The 17369-nt window shown below is 41.8% G+C and carries 12 protein-coding genes; 4 read left to right on the forward strand and 8 right to left on the reverse strand.

All coding sequences use genetic code 11. The features are described 5' to 3' along the window. Positions 1-14 precede the first annotated feature (14 nt). Complete coding sequence (locus tag CSW98_RS04875) at positions 15-1901, forward strand: methyl-accepting chemotaxis protein (protein WP_100799339.1); 1887 nt, start codon at positions 15-17, stop codon at positions 1899-1901. A 99-nt stretch (positions 1902-2000) separates the two neighbouring features. Here the strand turns inward: CSW98_RS04875 and CSW98_RS04880 are convergent, their stop codons facing one another. From CSW98_RS04880 to gcvH, 8 genes are all read right to left on the reverse strand, one after another. Then, positions 2001-3620 carry a methyl-accepting chemotaxis protein gene (locus CSW98_RS04880; RefSeq protein WP_100799340.1) on the reverse strand — a complete coding sequence of 540 codons (1620 nt, stop codon included), beginning with the start codon at positions 3618-3620 and terminating at the stop codon, positions 2001-2003. 299 nt (positions 3621-3919) lie between these two features. Further along, positions 3920-5263: an alpha/beta hydrolase family protein gene (locus CSW98_RS04885; RefSeq protein ID WP_198517275.1), complete on the reverse strand. Its 1344-nt coding sequence runs from the start codon at positions 5261-5263 to the stop codon at positions 3920-3922. A 176-nt stretch (positions 5264-5439) separates the two neighbouring features. Further along, positions 5440-6984: a PepSY-associated TM helix domain-containing protein gene (locus CSW98_RS04890; protein ID WP_100799341.1), complete on the reverse strand. Its 1545-nt coding sequence runs from the start codon at positions 6982-6984 to the stop codon at positions 5440-5442. Between the two features lie 43 nt (positions 6985-7027). Beyond that, complete coding sequence (locus tag CSW98_RS04895; RefSeq protein WP_232733473.1) at positions 7028-7309, reverse strand: hypothetical protein; 282 nt, start codon at positions 7307-7309, stop codon at positions 7028-7030. Positions 7310-7351: 42 nt separating this feature from the next. After that, positions 7352-8161: a DUF4198 domain-containing protein gene (locus CSW98_RS04900; RefSeq protein WP_100799343.1), complete on the reverse strand. Its 810-nt coding sequence runs from the start codon at positions 8159-8161 to the stop codon at positions 7352-7354. A 177-nt stretch (positions 8162-8338) separates the two neighbouring features. Continuing rightward, entirely contained in the window at positions 8339-10213 is a 1875-nt protein-coding gene (locus tag CSW98_RS04905; RefSeq protein ID WP_100799344.1) for a TonB-dependent receptor plug domain-containing protein, read from the reverse strand. Between the two features lie 393 nt (positions 10214-10606). After that, complete coding sequence (gene gcvP / locus CSW98_RS04910) at positions 10607-13492, reverse strand: aminomethyl-transferring glycine dehydrogenase (RefSeq protein WP_100799345.1); 2886 nt, start codon at positions 13490-13492, stop codon at positions 10607-10609. A gap of 19 nt (positions 13493-13511) precedes the next feature. Continuing rightward, on the reverse strand, positions 13512-13895 hold the full coding sequence (gene gcvH, locus CSW98_RS04915) for a glycine cleavage system protein GcvH (RefSeq protein WP_100799346.1): 384 nt from the start codon (positions 13893-13895) through the stop codon (positions 13512-13514). Between the two features lie 293 nt (positions 13896-14188). Here gcvH and CSW98_RS04920 point away from each other — a divergent pair, with 293 nt between their 5' ends. From CSW98_RS04920 to CSW98_RS04930, 3 genes are all read left to right on the forward strand, one after another. Further along, positions 14189-14812: a helix-turn-helix domain-containing protein gene (locus CSW98_RS04920; RefSeq protein ID WP_100799609.1), complete on the forward strand. Its 624-nt coding sequence runs from the start codon at positions 14189-14191 to the stop codon at positions 14810-14812. 140 nt (positions 14813-14952) lie between these two features. Continuing rightward, a complete protein-coding gene (gene gcvT / locus CSW98_RS04925) occupies positions 14953-16071 on the forward strand; it encodes a glycine cleavage system aminomethyltransferase GcvT (protein ID WP_100799347.1) in 1119 nt (372 codons plus the stop codon). Between the two features lie 125 nt (positions 16072-16196). Next, a complete protein-coding gene (locus CSW98_RS04930; protein WP_100799348.1) occupies positions 16197-17189 on the forward strand; it encodes a S1 family peptidase in 993 nt (330 codons plus the stop codon). Positions 17190-17369: the final 180 nt, after the last annotated feature.

Consider the following 17369-nt stretch of genomic DNA (forward strand, 5'->3'; position numbering starts at 1 on the left):
AGGTCTCATTATATATGTCTCTAACTAAAAAAATTGTAATAATTTGTTGTTGCATAGTTTCCATACTTGGCGTCATACAGGCTGCTATTGCTATTAATCGTATACAAGCTCAAATAATGGAAAATATTACTATTTCAAATAATCTTTATGTAAGACGTAATGCTGAAGCCATTGGGGAATGGTTTAACCAGAAAATTAATGTACTAGAAGTATTTGTTACAGATTTAGATGAAATTAAAGATAATCAATCAATAATAAATGAAATTTCGACTATTAATAGATCCGGAGAGTTTGGCTCAGTATTGTTTAGCACCCCTGAAGGAGATACGTACAGAGAAAATGGATTAAATACTAAGAAAAATTATGACCCAACAGTACGTCCTTGGTACCAGATTGCCTTGGTAAAAGATAAAACACATCTAAGCCAACCTTACATTGGTTCATCTAGTGGTAAATTAATAACAACTATTTCAAAAAAAGTAGAATCTGGGGGAAATTTCCGTGGGGTTGCAATGGCTTCAATACCACTAGATAAGATTAATAACGATATTCTTTCAACTACAGTACCTGGTGGTGGATTCTCCCTGTTATTTTCTGATGATGGAAATATAATCTCACACTCTAGTGAGTTTAGTAAGGATGATATTGTTTCATCCATGAATAAGAATTCGTATTTTAAAACAGTTATTGAAAATGATGATGAAAATCGTTTGATACCAGTAACTGTTAATGATGTGGAATATTTAGGGGTTGTTTCATCTGTGCCAAATACAGACTGGCATCTAATGATGATGAGTCAAAAAGAATTGTTGTTAGAGCCAGTTAAGGAATTATTGATATATCAGATTGTAACAACATTAATTATGGTATTAGTATCTGTTATTATTCTGACAATTATTTTAAGATATTTATTATCCAATCTTAAAACTGTGGCCAAAGCGCTGGATGAAATTGCATCTGGGGAAGGTGATTTAACGGTTTATATAGGATCAAAAAGTAAAGATGAAATTGGTAAGTTGGCAGAAAGCTTTAACATTTTTGTAAAGAAATTACACAATATAATATTTACAATTAGCCAACTTTCTACTGAAGTACAGCAGCAAGCAGTCATTATCTCCGATACTTCAAGTGAAAGACAGAGTAAGATAGATAATCAACAAGCTGAAGTTACTATGGTGGCAACAGCAATGACAGAGATGGCATCGACAACAGAAAATATTGCAGATAATGCTGAATTGACAGCGGATAGTATGCGTCAGATGACCGATATTAGCCAAAATGCTAATGACCTGGTATATAAAAGCCAGGCATCTATCAGTGAATTATCGGAAAAAGTTCAAAATGCGGGCTTAGTTGTTGATGAGCTCCATCAACAAGGTGAAAAAATTACGTTAATTGTTTCAGCAATCAATGAAATAGCGGAACAAACTAACTTATTGGCTTTGAATGCGGCGATTGAAGCCGCTCGGGCAGGTGAGCAAGGGCGAGGTTTTGCGGTTGTTGCGGATGAGGTAAGAAGTTTGTCTTTGAAGACCCGAAATTCGACAGAAGAAATTAGTCACATGATTAGTCAGTTGCAGGAGACTGCGACGAAGGCTGTGAATGGAATGAATCATTGCCATGAATTGGCGAACCAAAGCGTGAAAAATACTAGAGATGCAGTGGATGTGTTCTCTACTATTCGAAATTCTGCAGTAGATATAAATAATATGGTTACCCATATAGCAACAGCAGCAGAGCAGCAGGCTGCGGTAAGTCGTGAAATTAATGGTAATACAGAATTGATTAAACTTATTTCGGATCAATTAAACGAGGAAGCGTACAAAGGTGCTGAGCAATCTATAATGTTAAATAAATTTGCTCAGGAATTAACTGAGCAAGTGCACAAGTTTAGAATTTAATAACTCACTTAAATATGTAAATTAAAAATTTAGGTAGGAAAAAGTGTACACCGAATATTTTAGTGTACACTTAATTTCCTTTCTATCAGGTTAATTAATTCAAACGGTAAAATACTTCAGGCTGGTATTTAATCGAATGGAGTTATCGACCAGTATCTGACTGTGTTTGGCTAGTTGTTCGGCGACAACGTTAACTTCATTTGCTGAATGATTAATAACATTAACGCTCTGGTTAATTTCATTTGAAACCAACCCCTGTTCTTCTGCGGCTGACGCAATCTGAGTTACCATATCACTGGCCTGATTCAGTGTCTGAACCATATTATCTAATTCTCTTTGTGTTTCCTCCGAGCTGTTGACACACTCCTGCATCTTTTGTCGTCCTACGGTGACTGCGCTGGTTGCTTTACCTACTTTTTCGGTCAACTGACTGATTGATTGCTGAATCATCTCTGTGGAACCATTGGTATTGGTCGCCAGCGTCCGTACTTCATCCGCGACAACGGCAAACCCTCGTCCGTTCTCTCCTGCACGAGCGGCTTCAATTGCTGCATTCAGAGCTAAAAGGTTTGTCTGTTCAGAAATTGACTGAATAACGGAGACTATATTTGCAATACTTTCCACGCCCAGATTTAACTCATCAACCAGAGAGGCAACGGTTGCCATTTGCTCGTCAGTATCTCTTATCCGGAGTATGGTTTCATTCATGTCCTTACTGCTGCTGTTTGCCTGAGAGCAAACATGCGTGGTTCGTTCAGCTGCTTCTTCTGCGTTCCGGGAAACTTCCAGTGTGGTTGAGTTCATTTCATCCATGGCGGTTGCCAGCATATCCAGCTGAACATGTTGTTCTAATATTTCTTTTGCTGTCTGTTCGCTGGAAGAGGAGATATCACTAACCAGGTCTACAGAATAATTTGCAGATTCACTGGCTAATTTTAACGCAGATTGCAGGTTTTCAAGCATGCCGTTCATATCATTACTGATGTCTCCGATTTCATCTTTGCGTTTGACACCAAAGCGTGTAGTAACATCTCCCTCGGCAATATGGTGCACCTTATATCTCAGGTACTCGATAGGTAGAACAATATTTCTTCCTACGACAAAACTGGCTAACACAAGGAAAATGGTCACGAGGGAAATAGCGATACTGGTATGAATAATATTTGTCAGAAAAGCATCATTGATATCGGAAACCAGCAGGCCAGAACCGATAATCCAGTCCCATTCGGAGAAATAATGTACGTAAGAGACTTTATCCAGTAACTGATTTTTGGGCGATTGCCAGGTGTACTCAAGAAAACCGCTTCCGGTTGTTCGGCTGATCTGAGCCATTTCTTTCCAGTGGTATTTGCCTGAACCGTCAGTAAAACCAGATGCATCCTTATTTTGTAGAGCTGGTTTGGTTGGATGCATCAGAACTTTTAGTTGCTGGTCAGTGATCCAAAAGTAGTTATTATCGTCGTAACGCAGTGATCTGCTCGCTTCGATAGCCTGTTGTTTAGCCTCTGTTTCTCCAAGCTGATGTCTTTGGTTATAGAAAAAGTTTATCAGGCTGATAACTTGTTCAACCTGTGCTTTAACTTTGGCCTTTCTTTCTGATAATGAAGAATTTTTTTGTTCAAATAATCCATATCCGGCTATAGCTATGATCATGGATATTGATAGAAAAGCCAGCAAATACAGTTTTTTCTTGATTGTAATATTACCCAGCCAGTTCATATGTGAATCCTTTTTGTTTTTGTAGTTAAGGAGAGCAATAGCTCTAACTAAACTTAGAGCAATATCTAAAATTTTGAGAAAACTTAGATCGATTAAAGATGATCTGGATCACTAATCATAGGTATGGCTGTGGTGAGGAAATTTTCAGTAAAAAGTAAAAGAGCGAACTCTTAAGTCCGCCTTTAGTTTGTTTTTACGCTAACTCTGTGGGTTATTCAGGAATACTATTCTTGCTATGCCTATTAACGAAACAAGGAGATGATAATGGTTGTTTTTTATACCCTGAAGATCAACACGTTCTAATTAATAAAACGATGGGGCAGAGTTAACCACTCGGCCACATAGTCATATGTTAACTTTAATGTATCGCCAAACTGACCGGGATATTTTTCACTGTCTGTTGCGGTGGTAAACAAATGGCTTGCCCCTTCAACAAAAGCAAGGCTTTTGTCCTTGGCAGACGATGTGTTGTAAATTGTTTCTGATGCGAGATATTCCCAATTCCCTGTCATCCCCATCACTAACGTTGGAGCTTTAACTCCGCCAATATTACCAATAGGGGTATTGTAGCTTGAATTCCAATCAATACCGATTACGTGGGTCGCATCATAATGATAGGTATCGGTTGTTCTTACAGCGTAGTTTGCAAGGAAACTTTTCACTGTAGTAACAAGGGTGCCTTCTCGGTAAGAATCAGTATACGACACAGGGTTAGCAGGCGATCTTACAGAATGAATGAGTTGGGTTGTGCTCGAGCCGTCAGAATGAATCAGTGGCCAAGCTTTTTGAGTGTGAGACATTAGTTTCGTATCTTGCGCAAATAGCTTGTTATTCATAAACCCTTGCGCAGCACCAGGGACGATAAAGGGCTCGTTATCCTTATATAGACCTTTATCTTGCTCTATCAACTTTAGGCGTTTTAATGCTGAGTCTACAATGCGGTTGTTTCGCTCACCTTGGGCTTTTTGAAAGCGAGAAATGAATCCATCTGGAAAGTCTGATTCTTCTGGTTGAAACCCGTTTTTAGGATTGAATAAATTGAGCGCAGGTGAGAGTTCTTGCCCACTATTCTCATCTACTACAGCGGGGTCTATGCTAAACAGCATCATCGCGGAAATCCCCCAGTTTGAATCAAGTAGCATGAGCCCATCAGCGGGAGGTAATCCTTCCAGTTTTGCTGAGCAAGGGACAAGCTTATGGCTATCTTGACACACTGATGGGCCATTTTCTGCAATATTCTGATAAGCTGACATCAAAGTTCCGCCACCACTGTGACCCATTAGTACCACTTTTTCGATGTCTGGTTGTTTTCTTAAGAATTCAATAGCATGATGAACATCCAGTAATTTATCATCAAGGGGAGCAGAGGGGTCGTGAACGTTGGCACATAAAACAGAGAATCCCCTCAAAGCCATCTCTTCACACATGGAAAAATTTAGATAGTCAGCATCGGAATGCATGACGAGAATTGCGATGTGACTTTTGTCTGATTGTACTGGTGGAGAATAAATTACACCCGGAACACCTTTAGCTAGGCGCACAAAATCATTCGAGATTGTTGCAGCAGAAACTGATGAAGTAATAAGAGCGAGGAATCCTACCGATTTTGCAATGTTACAAAATTTAAGTTTTATTTTTGCCATATAGATACCACTCATTAGTCAAAAAAATAATTGCAGAAGCTAATGATGGTATCGTCTAAGACGAATGGAATATACTGTCCTTGCAATTATTTACATTTAATAATTTGAATGGCGTCCTCTCTTATATACATGCTCTAGTCAGAAAACAGAAAAACGAATTTTTCTGTTTTCATTTTTTATCTGCGCTTTTTAAAATAGTCATATATACCGGTTATAGAGATCAGCACTAACATCAATCCAGTTAAAGCAAGCAGTAATAGGTAGGATGGGCCGAGAATAAAACGGAAAAAACGTAAATTATGCAGTTCAAAGAAAAGGTGCCATAAAGAAATGGAAGCCTGATGGTTTATATCATCAGGCATCTGAGGGATAGATAGTTGACTGTTTTGAGATAAACGGAGTCCTTTAGAGAAATCAAACAGAGCCATGTCTCCCTCATTTTCAAGTAAAGCGGTAGGCATTACGCGTCTCGGCCAGGTTTCAGATGCTACTGGAGACACTCGCTCAGACGCCGGATCCCAGTGAAAGAGTCCTTTGAAGGAACCGACTATAAACGATCTTTTATAGTGCTGGAATACGTTCGCGCCCATCCCGCTTATGGGAACTGGTAGATCCGCCGGTACAAAAAGGTTCTTCATTTCAGGGGCTTCTCGGTATAGTCCCCCGCTGGTCAGTAGCATTAGAGCGTTCTGTTTAGGATTCCATAACGCTTTTCCAATGGAATGAGGCAGAGGACTGAAATGCAGATCCTTTATTTTGATTGGACTTTGGACGTTGGAGACCAGTAGTAAACCGGGGGGACGCATCAGTAGCCCTGTAGCTCCGCTGATTAATAATACTATAGCGATTACCAGTCCCCAGTGGTTATGATGTTTTAGCATCCAGCGAAACTTCCGTCCTCCAGAGATTCGTCCTTCGCGACTGAGTAGTTTTCTTTTCACCAAACGGGGAAACACAAACATATACAAGCCGCTTACCGATAGGAAGATTAGCAAACCAGCCGCCGCATCCATAATAAAGATCCCAACCTTGCCAAGTAGTTCTCCACTGTGTAGTTGAAAAATAAGACGGTATAGCGGTGAACTTTGTCCATTATCGGCCAGTTTGATAGGAATGGGCTGCAGTTGATAACCTTGTCCATGGAATTTAAGATGATAAAGTCCCTTTCGGCTAATGGCCAATAGTCCATCGGCTCCGTTAATGATCGATACAAACTGCTCTCTGGGGGAGCCTGAGATAGTTTTCCATTCATTACTGACAAGATTTAGACTGTAGATCCCCTCACGCGTCCCGCTTAACAGATGGTGAGTATTACTATCTAAATAAAGGCTATAGCCCATTTTTTTCCAGGCAGAGTCTTGATACGGATTGTCTAAGCGTTTGGCTTCATTATCGATAAAATGCCATACACCTTCTTTACCGGTCGCAAAATATCCTCCTTTCTCATCACTGATGATGGCGCTTACTAGGCCTCGATTCCAATTATGGTATTGATAGTTTTCAGGCAAAACATCGACAGGAAAAGACAATGAGCGGATCCAATCAGGGTGATTTAATCCAATGCCTGTTATAGCAAGCATGATTAGTAATGGGGCAAAGACAATTCCAGCCCATAGATGAAACTTCCGACTGATAAGTGCAACAAAAGAGTGAAAGGACGGCATAAAGAACCAGATAAATAATAAATGATATAAAACGTATTTATTTGGGGGTTTATCCATTAACCCCCAAATAAGTCATAACGGGTATGGCTAAGGTGTCATATTACTCAATAATGTTAGAGCTTTTTTCTTTAACCACATGCCCTGGGCCTGCATCGAAAATTACAGTAAAAGTCTTATCAGGAATTGTGAATGTGTATTCACCATTCTCATCCATCTTACCTTTATAAATAATGCCTCCGTTATCATCGATAACTTGCATATCTACCCACGCTCCTGATGTGCCATCTGAGAATTCACCGTTACAGGTAATGGTTCCGTCGGTATTATCAAAGCAAGCCATAAAGGGAGTATGAGCCAAAGAGGCTTTAATAGGTAAAAGCATACATATTGTGCTTATGGTTAACGCCCTAATATATGTCATGATTTACTCCACCTCAAAAGACATGGTTGCTGAATATTTTTCCTGAATGCATTTATCTTGTATTTCTTCTGATGCCGGTTTTTTGATAACGGCTCTTACAATCCATTCTCCTGGTGCCAGAAGTTTAATAGTTGAAATACCGTCAGAGCCCGTTTTATTTGAAAAAGCGTAGTCTTCAGAAGATGAAAAACCTACGTAGGTTGCATTGATATCGGTGAATGCTGCCGGCTGACCTTTATATAGTACTTTAATCTTTAAGTTATCCCCGATATTTTTCAGATAAGGGTTTTCTAAAGGTATGATCTCGATGTTATGTCCGACTGGTGCCGAATAGGCATGTTCTGATGTTTCACCGACATTGATCAATGCCTTAGTGTAGTTCTCATAATATAAGCTCAAAATTACTGACTCCAGCCCTTCTTTTGAACCTAGTTTATGGTGAACTCTGCCTTTTTCGTAATACATGGTGTAAAAACCGGTATCTGTTGCCGCAGTAACAATATGTGCTCCTTTCTTTTTGAGGATGAGTGGCGTTGCCAGAAAGCCGTTTTCTCCCGATTCAAGTTTCTGTATTTTTCCATCCGGTTTGATGAGATTAAATTCTCTCAGCTTCTCTTTGTCCAGAAAATCATGAACAGGATATTTATGTCCAAATCCGAAATATATTTTTGAATGTGCCCCGGTTTTTTCTCTGAATGTAGGGTTGAAATCAGTTGAATTTAACCAGAGATTATGAGCAAAGCTTATTGATGAAAAAACAAGAAGTCCTGTAGAAATAGAAGCCTTTAATAAAAATGTATTGAATATGTTCATGTTTTGTTCCTTTCCTTGTTGCTATGATTAAGCCTCAAAGCTATTGATCCGGACACTAAATATGCCCGTATATTTAGTGGTTGTTTATCTTATATTTTCTGATTGAAATAATAAGAATAATTGGAAGGCAACCTATTAGGTCTCCTTCTTTTCTGTGTCAGTATTGAAGGCCGCTAATCAAAAAGCATAATTAAGCCCTGCATAAATCAGTCGTCCCTTGATGTCGTAAGGTACACCGTCAAGATCTTCATCGCTCAGGTTGTCAACACCTATACGTGCGGTTAGCTTGTTGAAGAACAGTTTAGATAGTTGGGCACTATAGATAGTGTAATCATCGTAAGTTTCATCACTACTGTATTGCTCACCTGTATAATTGGCTGCGAATGTAGCTTCAATTCCGTAAGGAAGGTTGGATGTCAGCCGAGCCGTCAGAGTGTTATCTGGTCGGTAAGAAAGATCTTCTCCTGATTCTTCATCTTCCGTATCAAGATGGTGGTAAGTGAGGCTAAGATTATGGTTCTCAGTAATATCCTGAGATAGCTCAAATTCAAATCCCACAATCTTTGCGCCATCAACATTTACATATTGATATTCAGTCGTACTAATTTTTTCAGAGGTGATAAGATCGTCAACTTCCGAATAAAAGACCGCAGCTTTAACAACAGTAGAAGTTGAATTGTATTCGTAACCGACTTCGAAACTTTTGGATGTCTCAGCCTCAAGATCATCGTTACCATAGAAAGTGAAATGACTGGTAGAACTGTAACTAGAAGAGTTTTGTGTGACGGTAGGGGCTTTGAAACCTTCCCCATAGCCTGCCCGTACGCGATGATGCTCATCTATTTTGTAAAGAATGTTTACCTTTGGAGAAAATTCTCCTTTAAATCGTTCGTGGTAATCATAACGAGCGCCCAAGGTCAAAATTAGATCATCGGTCAATTCATATTCATCTTGAGCAAAAATGGAAGCCGTATAAATATCATCGTTGAAATCATTGACAGAACTTGTGTCGTATACTTTGTCGTACTCTTCAAGCTTATATTCAGCGCCTGTGACTAAATAGTGATTGTCAAATGAACTAATACCGACTTCTGCACGCGCAGCAGAATTGGTCAGGCTATGTGTATATGCACCAGTGGTATAATATGTGTCTGAATCGATAACATAGCCATCCAGATCCAATGAAACGGTATCAAATTCCTTACTGTAACCTAGAGCATAGCTGTAACGTTCAATCTCGTAGTACAACTCATCGTTAATAAGTTTGCGGTCTTCACTGCCTACAGAAATGGAACCATCAATGGACTGAGTGGTATCTAGGTCATATTTGAAGCGAACCATGCCATTTGTTACTTCTTTGCCCTCGATTTTTGTTTCTGTAGAATCGTCTTCATCTTCCGTCTCTTCAAGATCAAGTCTTTCGGCGCTCAGGAATAAAGATAATTTATCAGTTACGTTACCACTGGCGTTAACCTTGGCATTTAGTAGATCACCACCGTCATCGCTGCTAACACCATACTCGGCATCGATATTACCACTGAATTCGCCAGCATATTTTTTAGTAATGATGTTGATAACACCACCAAGTGCTTCTGAACCATACAGTGAACTCATCGGGCCTTTGATCACCTCAATACGCTCAATAGCATTCATCGGAATCCAATTGTATTGAAAATCAGAATGTCCGATTTGTGCATCAGTTCCCGATACTTTCATACCATCAACAAGAATCAGGACATGGTCTGAATTTGAACCACGGATACTGATATTTTGGCGACCTGAAATAGAACTGGAGTTGATAGTCAGGTTAACCCCAGCAGTTTCTACAAGAATGTCTTTGATAGACAACGCATTTGATTGGCTGATTTGCTCAGAGGTTATTACATCAACTGAAATGCCTTGATCTTCAATGGGTTGTAGAGACTTTGCTGTAACCACCATCGTTTCGGTTATTTGATCACTGGTCTCGTCAGCAAGTACATGATTTGTCAGCATAGTTGTTGACGAAAGGATTAGCGTTGTGATTATGTTTTTTCTTTTCCCTAAGTTCATACTATTTTCTCCTATAGCCCTATAATCTGAAATTATTCTGAATAGAAAACCACCACCATTCAGAAGATTGTTCAAACTATTGGTGGTGATTAAGTTAAAACAGGCTAGAGATGGTAATGATTCTCGGTATGTAAATGAGAATTGTTCGCATTATATTAGGAGTGATAAGAAAATCAATACGTTTATTTTATGGTTTGATCGTTTTTTTGAGAGATTTACTTGGTTTCTTTGACTATATTTGGAAATGGAGGGAGTCTGCCGTCATGGTTCTAAGAGTAGGTTTATTCAAGTTCATCAATAGTGTGGCTTGATTGCTTCGAAAGAAAAATAGACAAACCGCAGTTTGTCTATTTTTTATTGCCTTGCTCAAATTTTAAACGCTTGGATGAACTTTTAATTCCCCGCCTGATAATGTTCAATTATTGGGCAGGTACAGAAAAGATGCCGATCGCCATAGACATTATCCACTCGGTTCACTGTAGGCCAGTATTTAAATGCCTTCGTGTGTGGGGAGGGGAAACAGGCCAGTTCACGAGGGTATGGATGATTCCATTCGTCAGAGGCCAGATCGAACTGGGTATGAGGAGCATTGACCAGAGGGTTGTTATCTGTAGGCCACAGTCCCTGATTGACCTGTTCTATTTCTGCTCTGATTGCAATCATTGCGTCACAGAAGCGATCTAATTCGGCCAAATCTTCCGATTCCGTAGGTTCGATCATTAAAGTGCCGGCAACAGGGAACGACATGGTCGGTGCGTGGAAGCCATAGTCCATCAGGCGTTTGGCAATATCTTCTTCACTGATTCCGGATGCTTCTTTGATCGGACGAATATCAATAATGCATTCATGGGCTACCCGGCCGTTATTACCTCGATACAGAACAGGATAGTGCGGTAGCAGACGTTCCATAATGTAGTTGGCATTCAGAATCGCCAGTTGTGTTGCTTTTTTCAGCCCGGAATCTCCTAGCATGGCAATATACGCCCATGAGATAGGAAGAATGGATGCACTGCCAAAATCGGCTGCTGAGACAGCATAATCGTGGCCTTCCACTCCACCTTCAACGTGTCCCGGCAGGAATGGAGCCAGATGGGATTTTACTCCGATAGGTCCCATGCCAGGGCCGCCTCCGCCATGTGGGATACTGAATGTTTTGTGCAGGTTCAGATGCGATACATCTGAGCCGATGATACCCGGAGAAGTCAGTCCGACCTGAGCATTCATATTGGCTCCGTCAAGATAAACCTGTCCGCCAGCGGCATGAACCATCTCACAAATGGTTTTCACCTGCTCTTCATATACACCGTGCGTTGACGGATAGGTGATCATAATGCAGGAAAGTGCCTCTTTGTGTTTTTTGATCTTTGCTTCAAGATCAGCAAGATCAACATTGCCTGATGTATCACACTGCACCACAACGACCTGCATCGACACCATAGAAGCGGAGGCTGGGTTAGTTCCGTGCGCAGAAGCTGGTATCAGGCAAACGTTGCGGTGTCCTTCGCCGTTGCTCTGATGGTAACGTTGAATCGCAATCAAACCAGCGTACTCTCCGGATGCTCCGGAGTTTGGTTGCAGTGAAAAAGCGTCATAGCCGGTAATAGCACAGAGTTTGGCTTTCAGGTCTTTGGCTAAATCCGTGTAGCCAATAGTTTGGTCTTTCGGCACAAATGGATGAATAGCGGAGAATTCCGGCCAGCTTATCGGCATCATCTCGGCTGCGGCATTCAGTTTCATGGTGCAACTACCCAGAGGGATCATGCCGTGAGTCAGAGAGAAATCTTTATTTTCCAGTTGCTTAAGATAACGCATCATCTGTGTTTCACTATGATAAGTGTTAAACACAGGGTGGGTCATATAATCACTTTTGCGCTGACAGTTAGATGGTATCGCACTGAATTCATTGGCAGAGATGCTCTCTGACAGAGCAGAGATATCTGCTTCAGCCGCAAAAATCTGTAATAAAGACTGAACATCGACCAGCGTTGTTGTTTCGTCCAGACTGATGCCCAGTTTACTGTCCAGTTTTCTCAGGTTGATATGTGCTGTCAACGCTTTGGTATAGATAGCTTCAGTATTGTCCCCGGTAACCAGCGTGATAGTGTCGAAGAAATATTGATGCTGCAGTTTATAACCGGCATTTTTCAGACCTTGTGCCAGTATTGCTGTCATATGATGGGTACGGCGGGCAATCTTACGCAATCCTTCCGGGCCGTGGTAAACCGCATAGAAAGCCGCCATATTGGCCAGCAGAGCCTGTGCAGTGCAAATGTTGGATGTGGCTTTTTCCCGGCGGATATGCTGTTCCCGGGTTTGCATAGCCATACGCAGTGCCGGATTACCTTTACTGTCAATGGATACACCGATAATCCGTCCCGGCATTGTACGCTTGAATTTATCTCTGGTTGCCATAAATGCGGCATGTGGGCCACCAAAGCCAACGGGGACACCAAAACGCTGAGAACTGCCAATGACGACATCTGCCCCCATTTCACCTGCTGGTTTCAGTAATACAGAAGCAAGAAGATCGGTCGCAACAGTAACCAACATACTATTGTCATGTGCCAGCCTGATAAGGTCAGTGAGATCGCGTACTTCACCGGTTGTTCCCGGATACTGAAGTAAGGCACCGAAAACAGGTTGCTGTGGCAGGCTGTCTGCTGCTCCCGTTACGACATCGAGGCCGATAAATTCTGCCCGGGTTTTAATCACGGCCAGTGTCTGGGGATGGACGTCATCGGCAACAAAGAAGGTATTACTTTTGTTTTTTCCTGCTCGTTTACACAGGGTCATCGCCTCTGCAGCCGCAGTTGCTTCGTCCAGCAGTGAAGCATTGGCAATATCCATTCCGGTAAGATCGATAACCATTTGCTGAAAGTTAAGCAGTGCTTCTAGTCTGCCCTGAGATATTTCCGGCTGGTATGGAGTATAAGCCGTATACCAGCCCGGATTTTCCAGTACGTTACGCAGGATCACATTTGGTGTGTGAGTATTGTAGTATCCCTGACCAATAAAGGTTCTGAATAACTGGTTTTGTTTTGCGTAGTGCTGCATTGCATTCAGCATATCAGCTTCACTCATTGGCGTATCCAGGCCCAATGGATGAGAAGAACGGATAGCAGAAGGAATTGTCTGGTTTGTCAGGTCATCCAGTGTCTCTGCTTTTACCGTGTTCAGCATGATTTGCTGAGCTGTTTCATCTGATCCGTTATGACGTGAGGTAAAATCACTGGCCGGACTCAGATGTGTTATGAGCGAATGGTGGTTTCGATCTGTCATACTAACTCCGAATCATCCGTTATTCGTCTTCTTCAATGGTATTTAGGTAATCTTCGGCATTTTTCAGATTATCCAGTTCTGAAGGATCGCTCAGAGTTACTTTGACGATCCAGCCGCCTTCATAGGGTTCTTCATTTATTAGCTCTGGGCTGTCTTCCAGTTCTTCATTTATTTCAATAATTACACCGGAAACAGGTGCATATATATCTGATGCAGCCTTTACCGATTCAACCAGAGAGAATTCTTCACCGGCCTCGATTACTGCCTCAACTTCAGGAAGATCGACGAAAACAACATCGCCCAGCATTTTCTGTGCGTGATCCGAAATACCGATAGTGGCTGTTCCGTCGCCGTTGTCTTTTACCCACTCATGGCTGTCTGTGAATTTTAGTGTCATATCCATGTACATATTCTCCGAAGATGGAATTATTGCTAATAGGTTGTTCTCGTTACCTGACCGTTCAGTCAGCATTCAGGATCTGCGTTCACCATTCCCTGAGAGGATAGCTGATGCAGAAAGTGTTGCTTGGTCTTTTTATGCAACATACCGATTGTTGAATTGCTAATCAATAGAAAAGTTTCTCATTGGAAACTATTTTTATTTTTTTAAGAGGTAATCCCGTATAGGCGATAGAGGTTTGCAATTGTCTTCTGCTGTGTAACACTTGCCATATCAGAAGAAATGAGCCGTAGATGATGACAGACAAAATAACTGATCAGTACCCGTCACTGTTACTGGATAAAGAAAACCAGGACGAACGTATAGAGCCGCTGAAACTCGGGCAGCGGATTAAAGCTATCCGGATGGGACTTTCTCTGACACTGGAAGAGGCAAGCCAGCGCACTGGACTGGCACGCTCCACGCTATCGAAAATTGAAAATGAACAGATATCTCCGACCTTTCAGGCCATGCAGAAACTGGCCGCTGGGTTACAGATAGATATGCCGCAACTCTTTGAACCGCCAAAGAAAAATTCAGCGACAGGCCGAAGGGATGTCACGCTGAACGGGCAGGGAAAGCCTCATCCGACTCCGACCTATGAGCATGAGCTTTTGGCGACACATCTTTCTAATAAGAAGATGATGCCATTTAAAACCCGTATTCGTGCCAGAAATTTTTCCGATTATCATGGCTGGATAAAACATGATGGCGAAGAGTTCCTTCTGGTGTTGGAAGGCGAAGCTATGTTTTACACTGAATTTTACGAGCCTATTCGTCTGGGAGAAGGCGATAGTGCTTATTATGATGCCAGCATGGGACATATGCTGACATCGGTCAGTGAACAGGACGCTCTTATCCTTTGGGTTACCGCTCAATAATTCGGGTACTTACCTGGTATGTTGGCGATGAATGCAGCAAAAAAAGCGTGATTATTCGTCTGTAATCTGTTATTTCTGTGCATAAGGTAAATTAAGTTTCCTATTGGAAACTCTGTTAAAGTAGCTTTACGGAGAAAGCGATGACTCAGCCATTACAGAAAACCCCTCTTTATGATCTACATGTGCAGGCCGGAGCAAAAATGGTGCCTTTCGCCGGGTTTGATATGCCGGTGCAGTACCCTTTAGGCGTAAAAAAAGAGCATATCCACACGCGTGAGTCAGCCGGACTTTTTGATGTGTCCCACATGGGGCAACTGCTTCTGAGTGGTGATAATGCAGCAAAGACAATGGAAGCACTGGTACCGGTGGATATTATGGATCTTCCGGAGGGTAAGCAGCGTTATGCATTCTTCACCAATGAACAAGGTGGCATACTAGATGATCTGATGGTAACCAATTTTGGTGAATACCTGTATGTGGTGGTGAATGCAGCCTGTAAAGCGCAGGATATTGCCCATTTACGGACTCATCTGCCGGAAGATGTTGAGCTGACGTTGCTGGATGACCGAGCTCTGCTGGCTTTACAGGGACCTAAAGCCGCAGAGGTTTTGGCTCGTATTCAGCCGGAAGTTGCGCAGATGGTTTTTATGGATGCCAGAAAACTGGTTATAGATGGTGTTGAATGTTTTGTCAGCCGTAGTGGCTATACCGGAGAAGACGGATTTGAGATTTCAGTTCCGGCAGCATCGGCTGCTGAGCTGGCCGAGAAGCTGACCCGTTATGAAGAGGTTGAGTGGATTGGTTTAGGCGCGCGGGATTCACTGCGTCTGGAATGTGGCTTGTGTCTGTACGGACATGATCTGGACACAACCACCACACCGGTTGAAGCCAGCCTGCTGTGGGGGATCAGCCCGGCCCGGCGCAGTGGTGGTATCAGAGAAGGTGGTTTTCCCGGCGCCGGTATTATTCTGGAACAGATTGAACATAAAGGTGCAGCCAGAAAACGCATCGGTCTGGTGGGCGAAACTAAAGCTCCGGTTCGTGAAGGGTGTAAACTGTTTGACAGTGCCGATAATGACATCGGGGTAGTGACCAGCGGTACGGCAGGGCCGACAGCCGGAAAACCTGTTTCGATGGCATATATTAAAACAGAATTTTCTGCTGTGGATACACAGGTTTTTGCCGAAGTCCGGGGCAAAAAACTACCGATGAAAGTGACTAAAATGCCGTTTGTTCCCCAGCGTTATTACCGGGGGTAATTGTCATTTGGTTATGGACAAGTCGGTTCTATTTGCAAAATAAATTTTGGTGGAAGATACCGGTTTCTTTAATCCCTGAAACCGGTATTATTAAAAGCTTGCATTTATTTATAAGAGCTTACTGCATGAAACTTGTTTTATCCTGTTGTCTGAGTTTTCCCTTTCTTATTACAAGCTTTCAGGCTTTTTCTACAGATGTTTCCACTTATATTGTTAATGGTGAAGTAACTACAACAACAGAGTTCGATACATTTGTCAGTCTTTATTATAACGATGGCACTAGTAGTGGTATTTACTGTGGTGGGACGATCATAGATGATACCCATGTTCTTACGGCGGCTCACTGTGTTAGAGCCGGTTATATGGATTATACGTCTATCGTTCAGGTTGATGATGAGAGCAGCTCTACATTATCAAATGCCGAAAAATATACGGTAGCCAGTTATTATTATCGTGGTGATTATGTAAATAGTGACAGTCAGCTATGGCCGAACGATATTGCGATAATAGAACTGGTATCGGGAATAAACACCAGTGCTAGTACATCTCCTGTTGCTACTCAGACGGATTACCAAAGCTCTTCTGAAATATTTACCGCTGTTGGGCATGGTAATACAAGTACTGGTGTTGACGATGAAGAAACTTTGCTTAAAACGAACTTAATCTATGTCAGTACCAGTGATTGTCAGACGGCTTTAGGTAGTGCTATTACATCAAATCATCTCTGTTTTGATGGTGAACAAGATGGTACTACTTATAAGGATGCAACGTGTCAGGGAGACTCGGGAGGGCCGGTATACTGGAATGATAACGGAGATTATAAACAGGTAGGGATTGTTAGCTTCGGCCCTTCAACCTGTGGGCTGGCGAGTTCGGATGTTGTCACAGTAACAACAGAAATATCTGACTATACTGATTGGATAGAAGGTGTGATAAATAATTCGCCCTCCAGTCTTGATGTGGTGACATACAAGTGTACGATTTCGGGTTCGAGTGTGAGCTGTGCCCAATATAGTTCCAGCTCTTCTTCCTCTTCCTCAGGTGGGGGCGGCAGTATCCCGCTATTCTCTTCTTTATGCCTGCTTATTGCGGCTTTGGTAAGAAAACACCGACATTAATTTATTATTCTGCTACAAGAGAGAGGTGACTCTCTCTTGTTATGCTTTATCTGTTTCTTTTCCATCTTTTCTCCGCTTATTACCGGCAGGCTGAACGCCGTTATTCATCAGAAATTGTGAAACTGATTAATTTCATACATTGACATTTGTGATTTACATCAAGATAATTACTTGCATAGT

This window comes from Vibrio sp. HA2012, assembly GCF_002812955.1.
GTDB lineage: Bacteria > Pseudomonadota > Gammaproteobacteria > Enterobacterales > Vibrionaceae > Vibrio.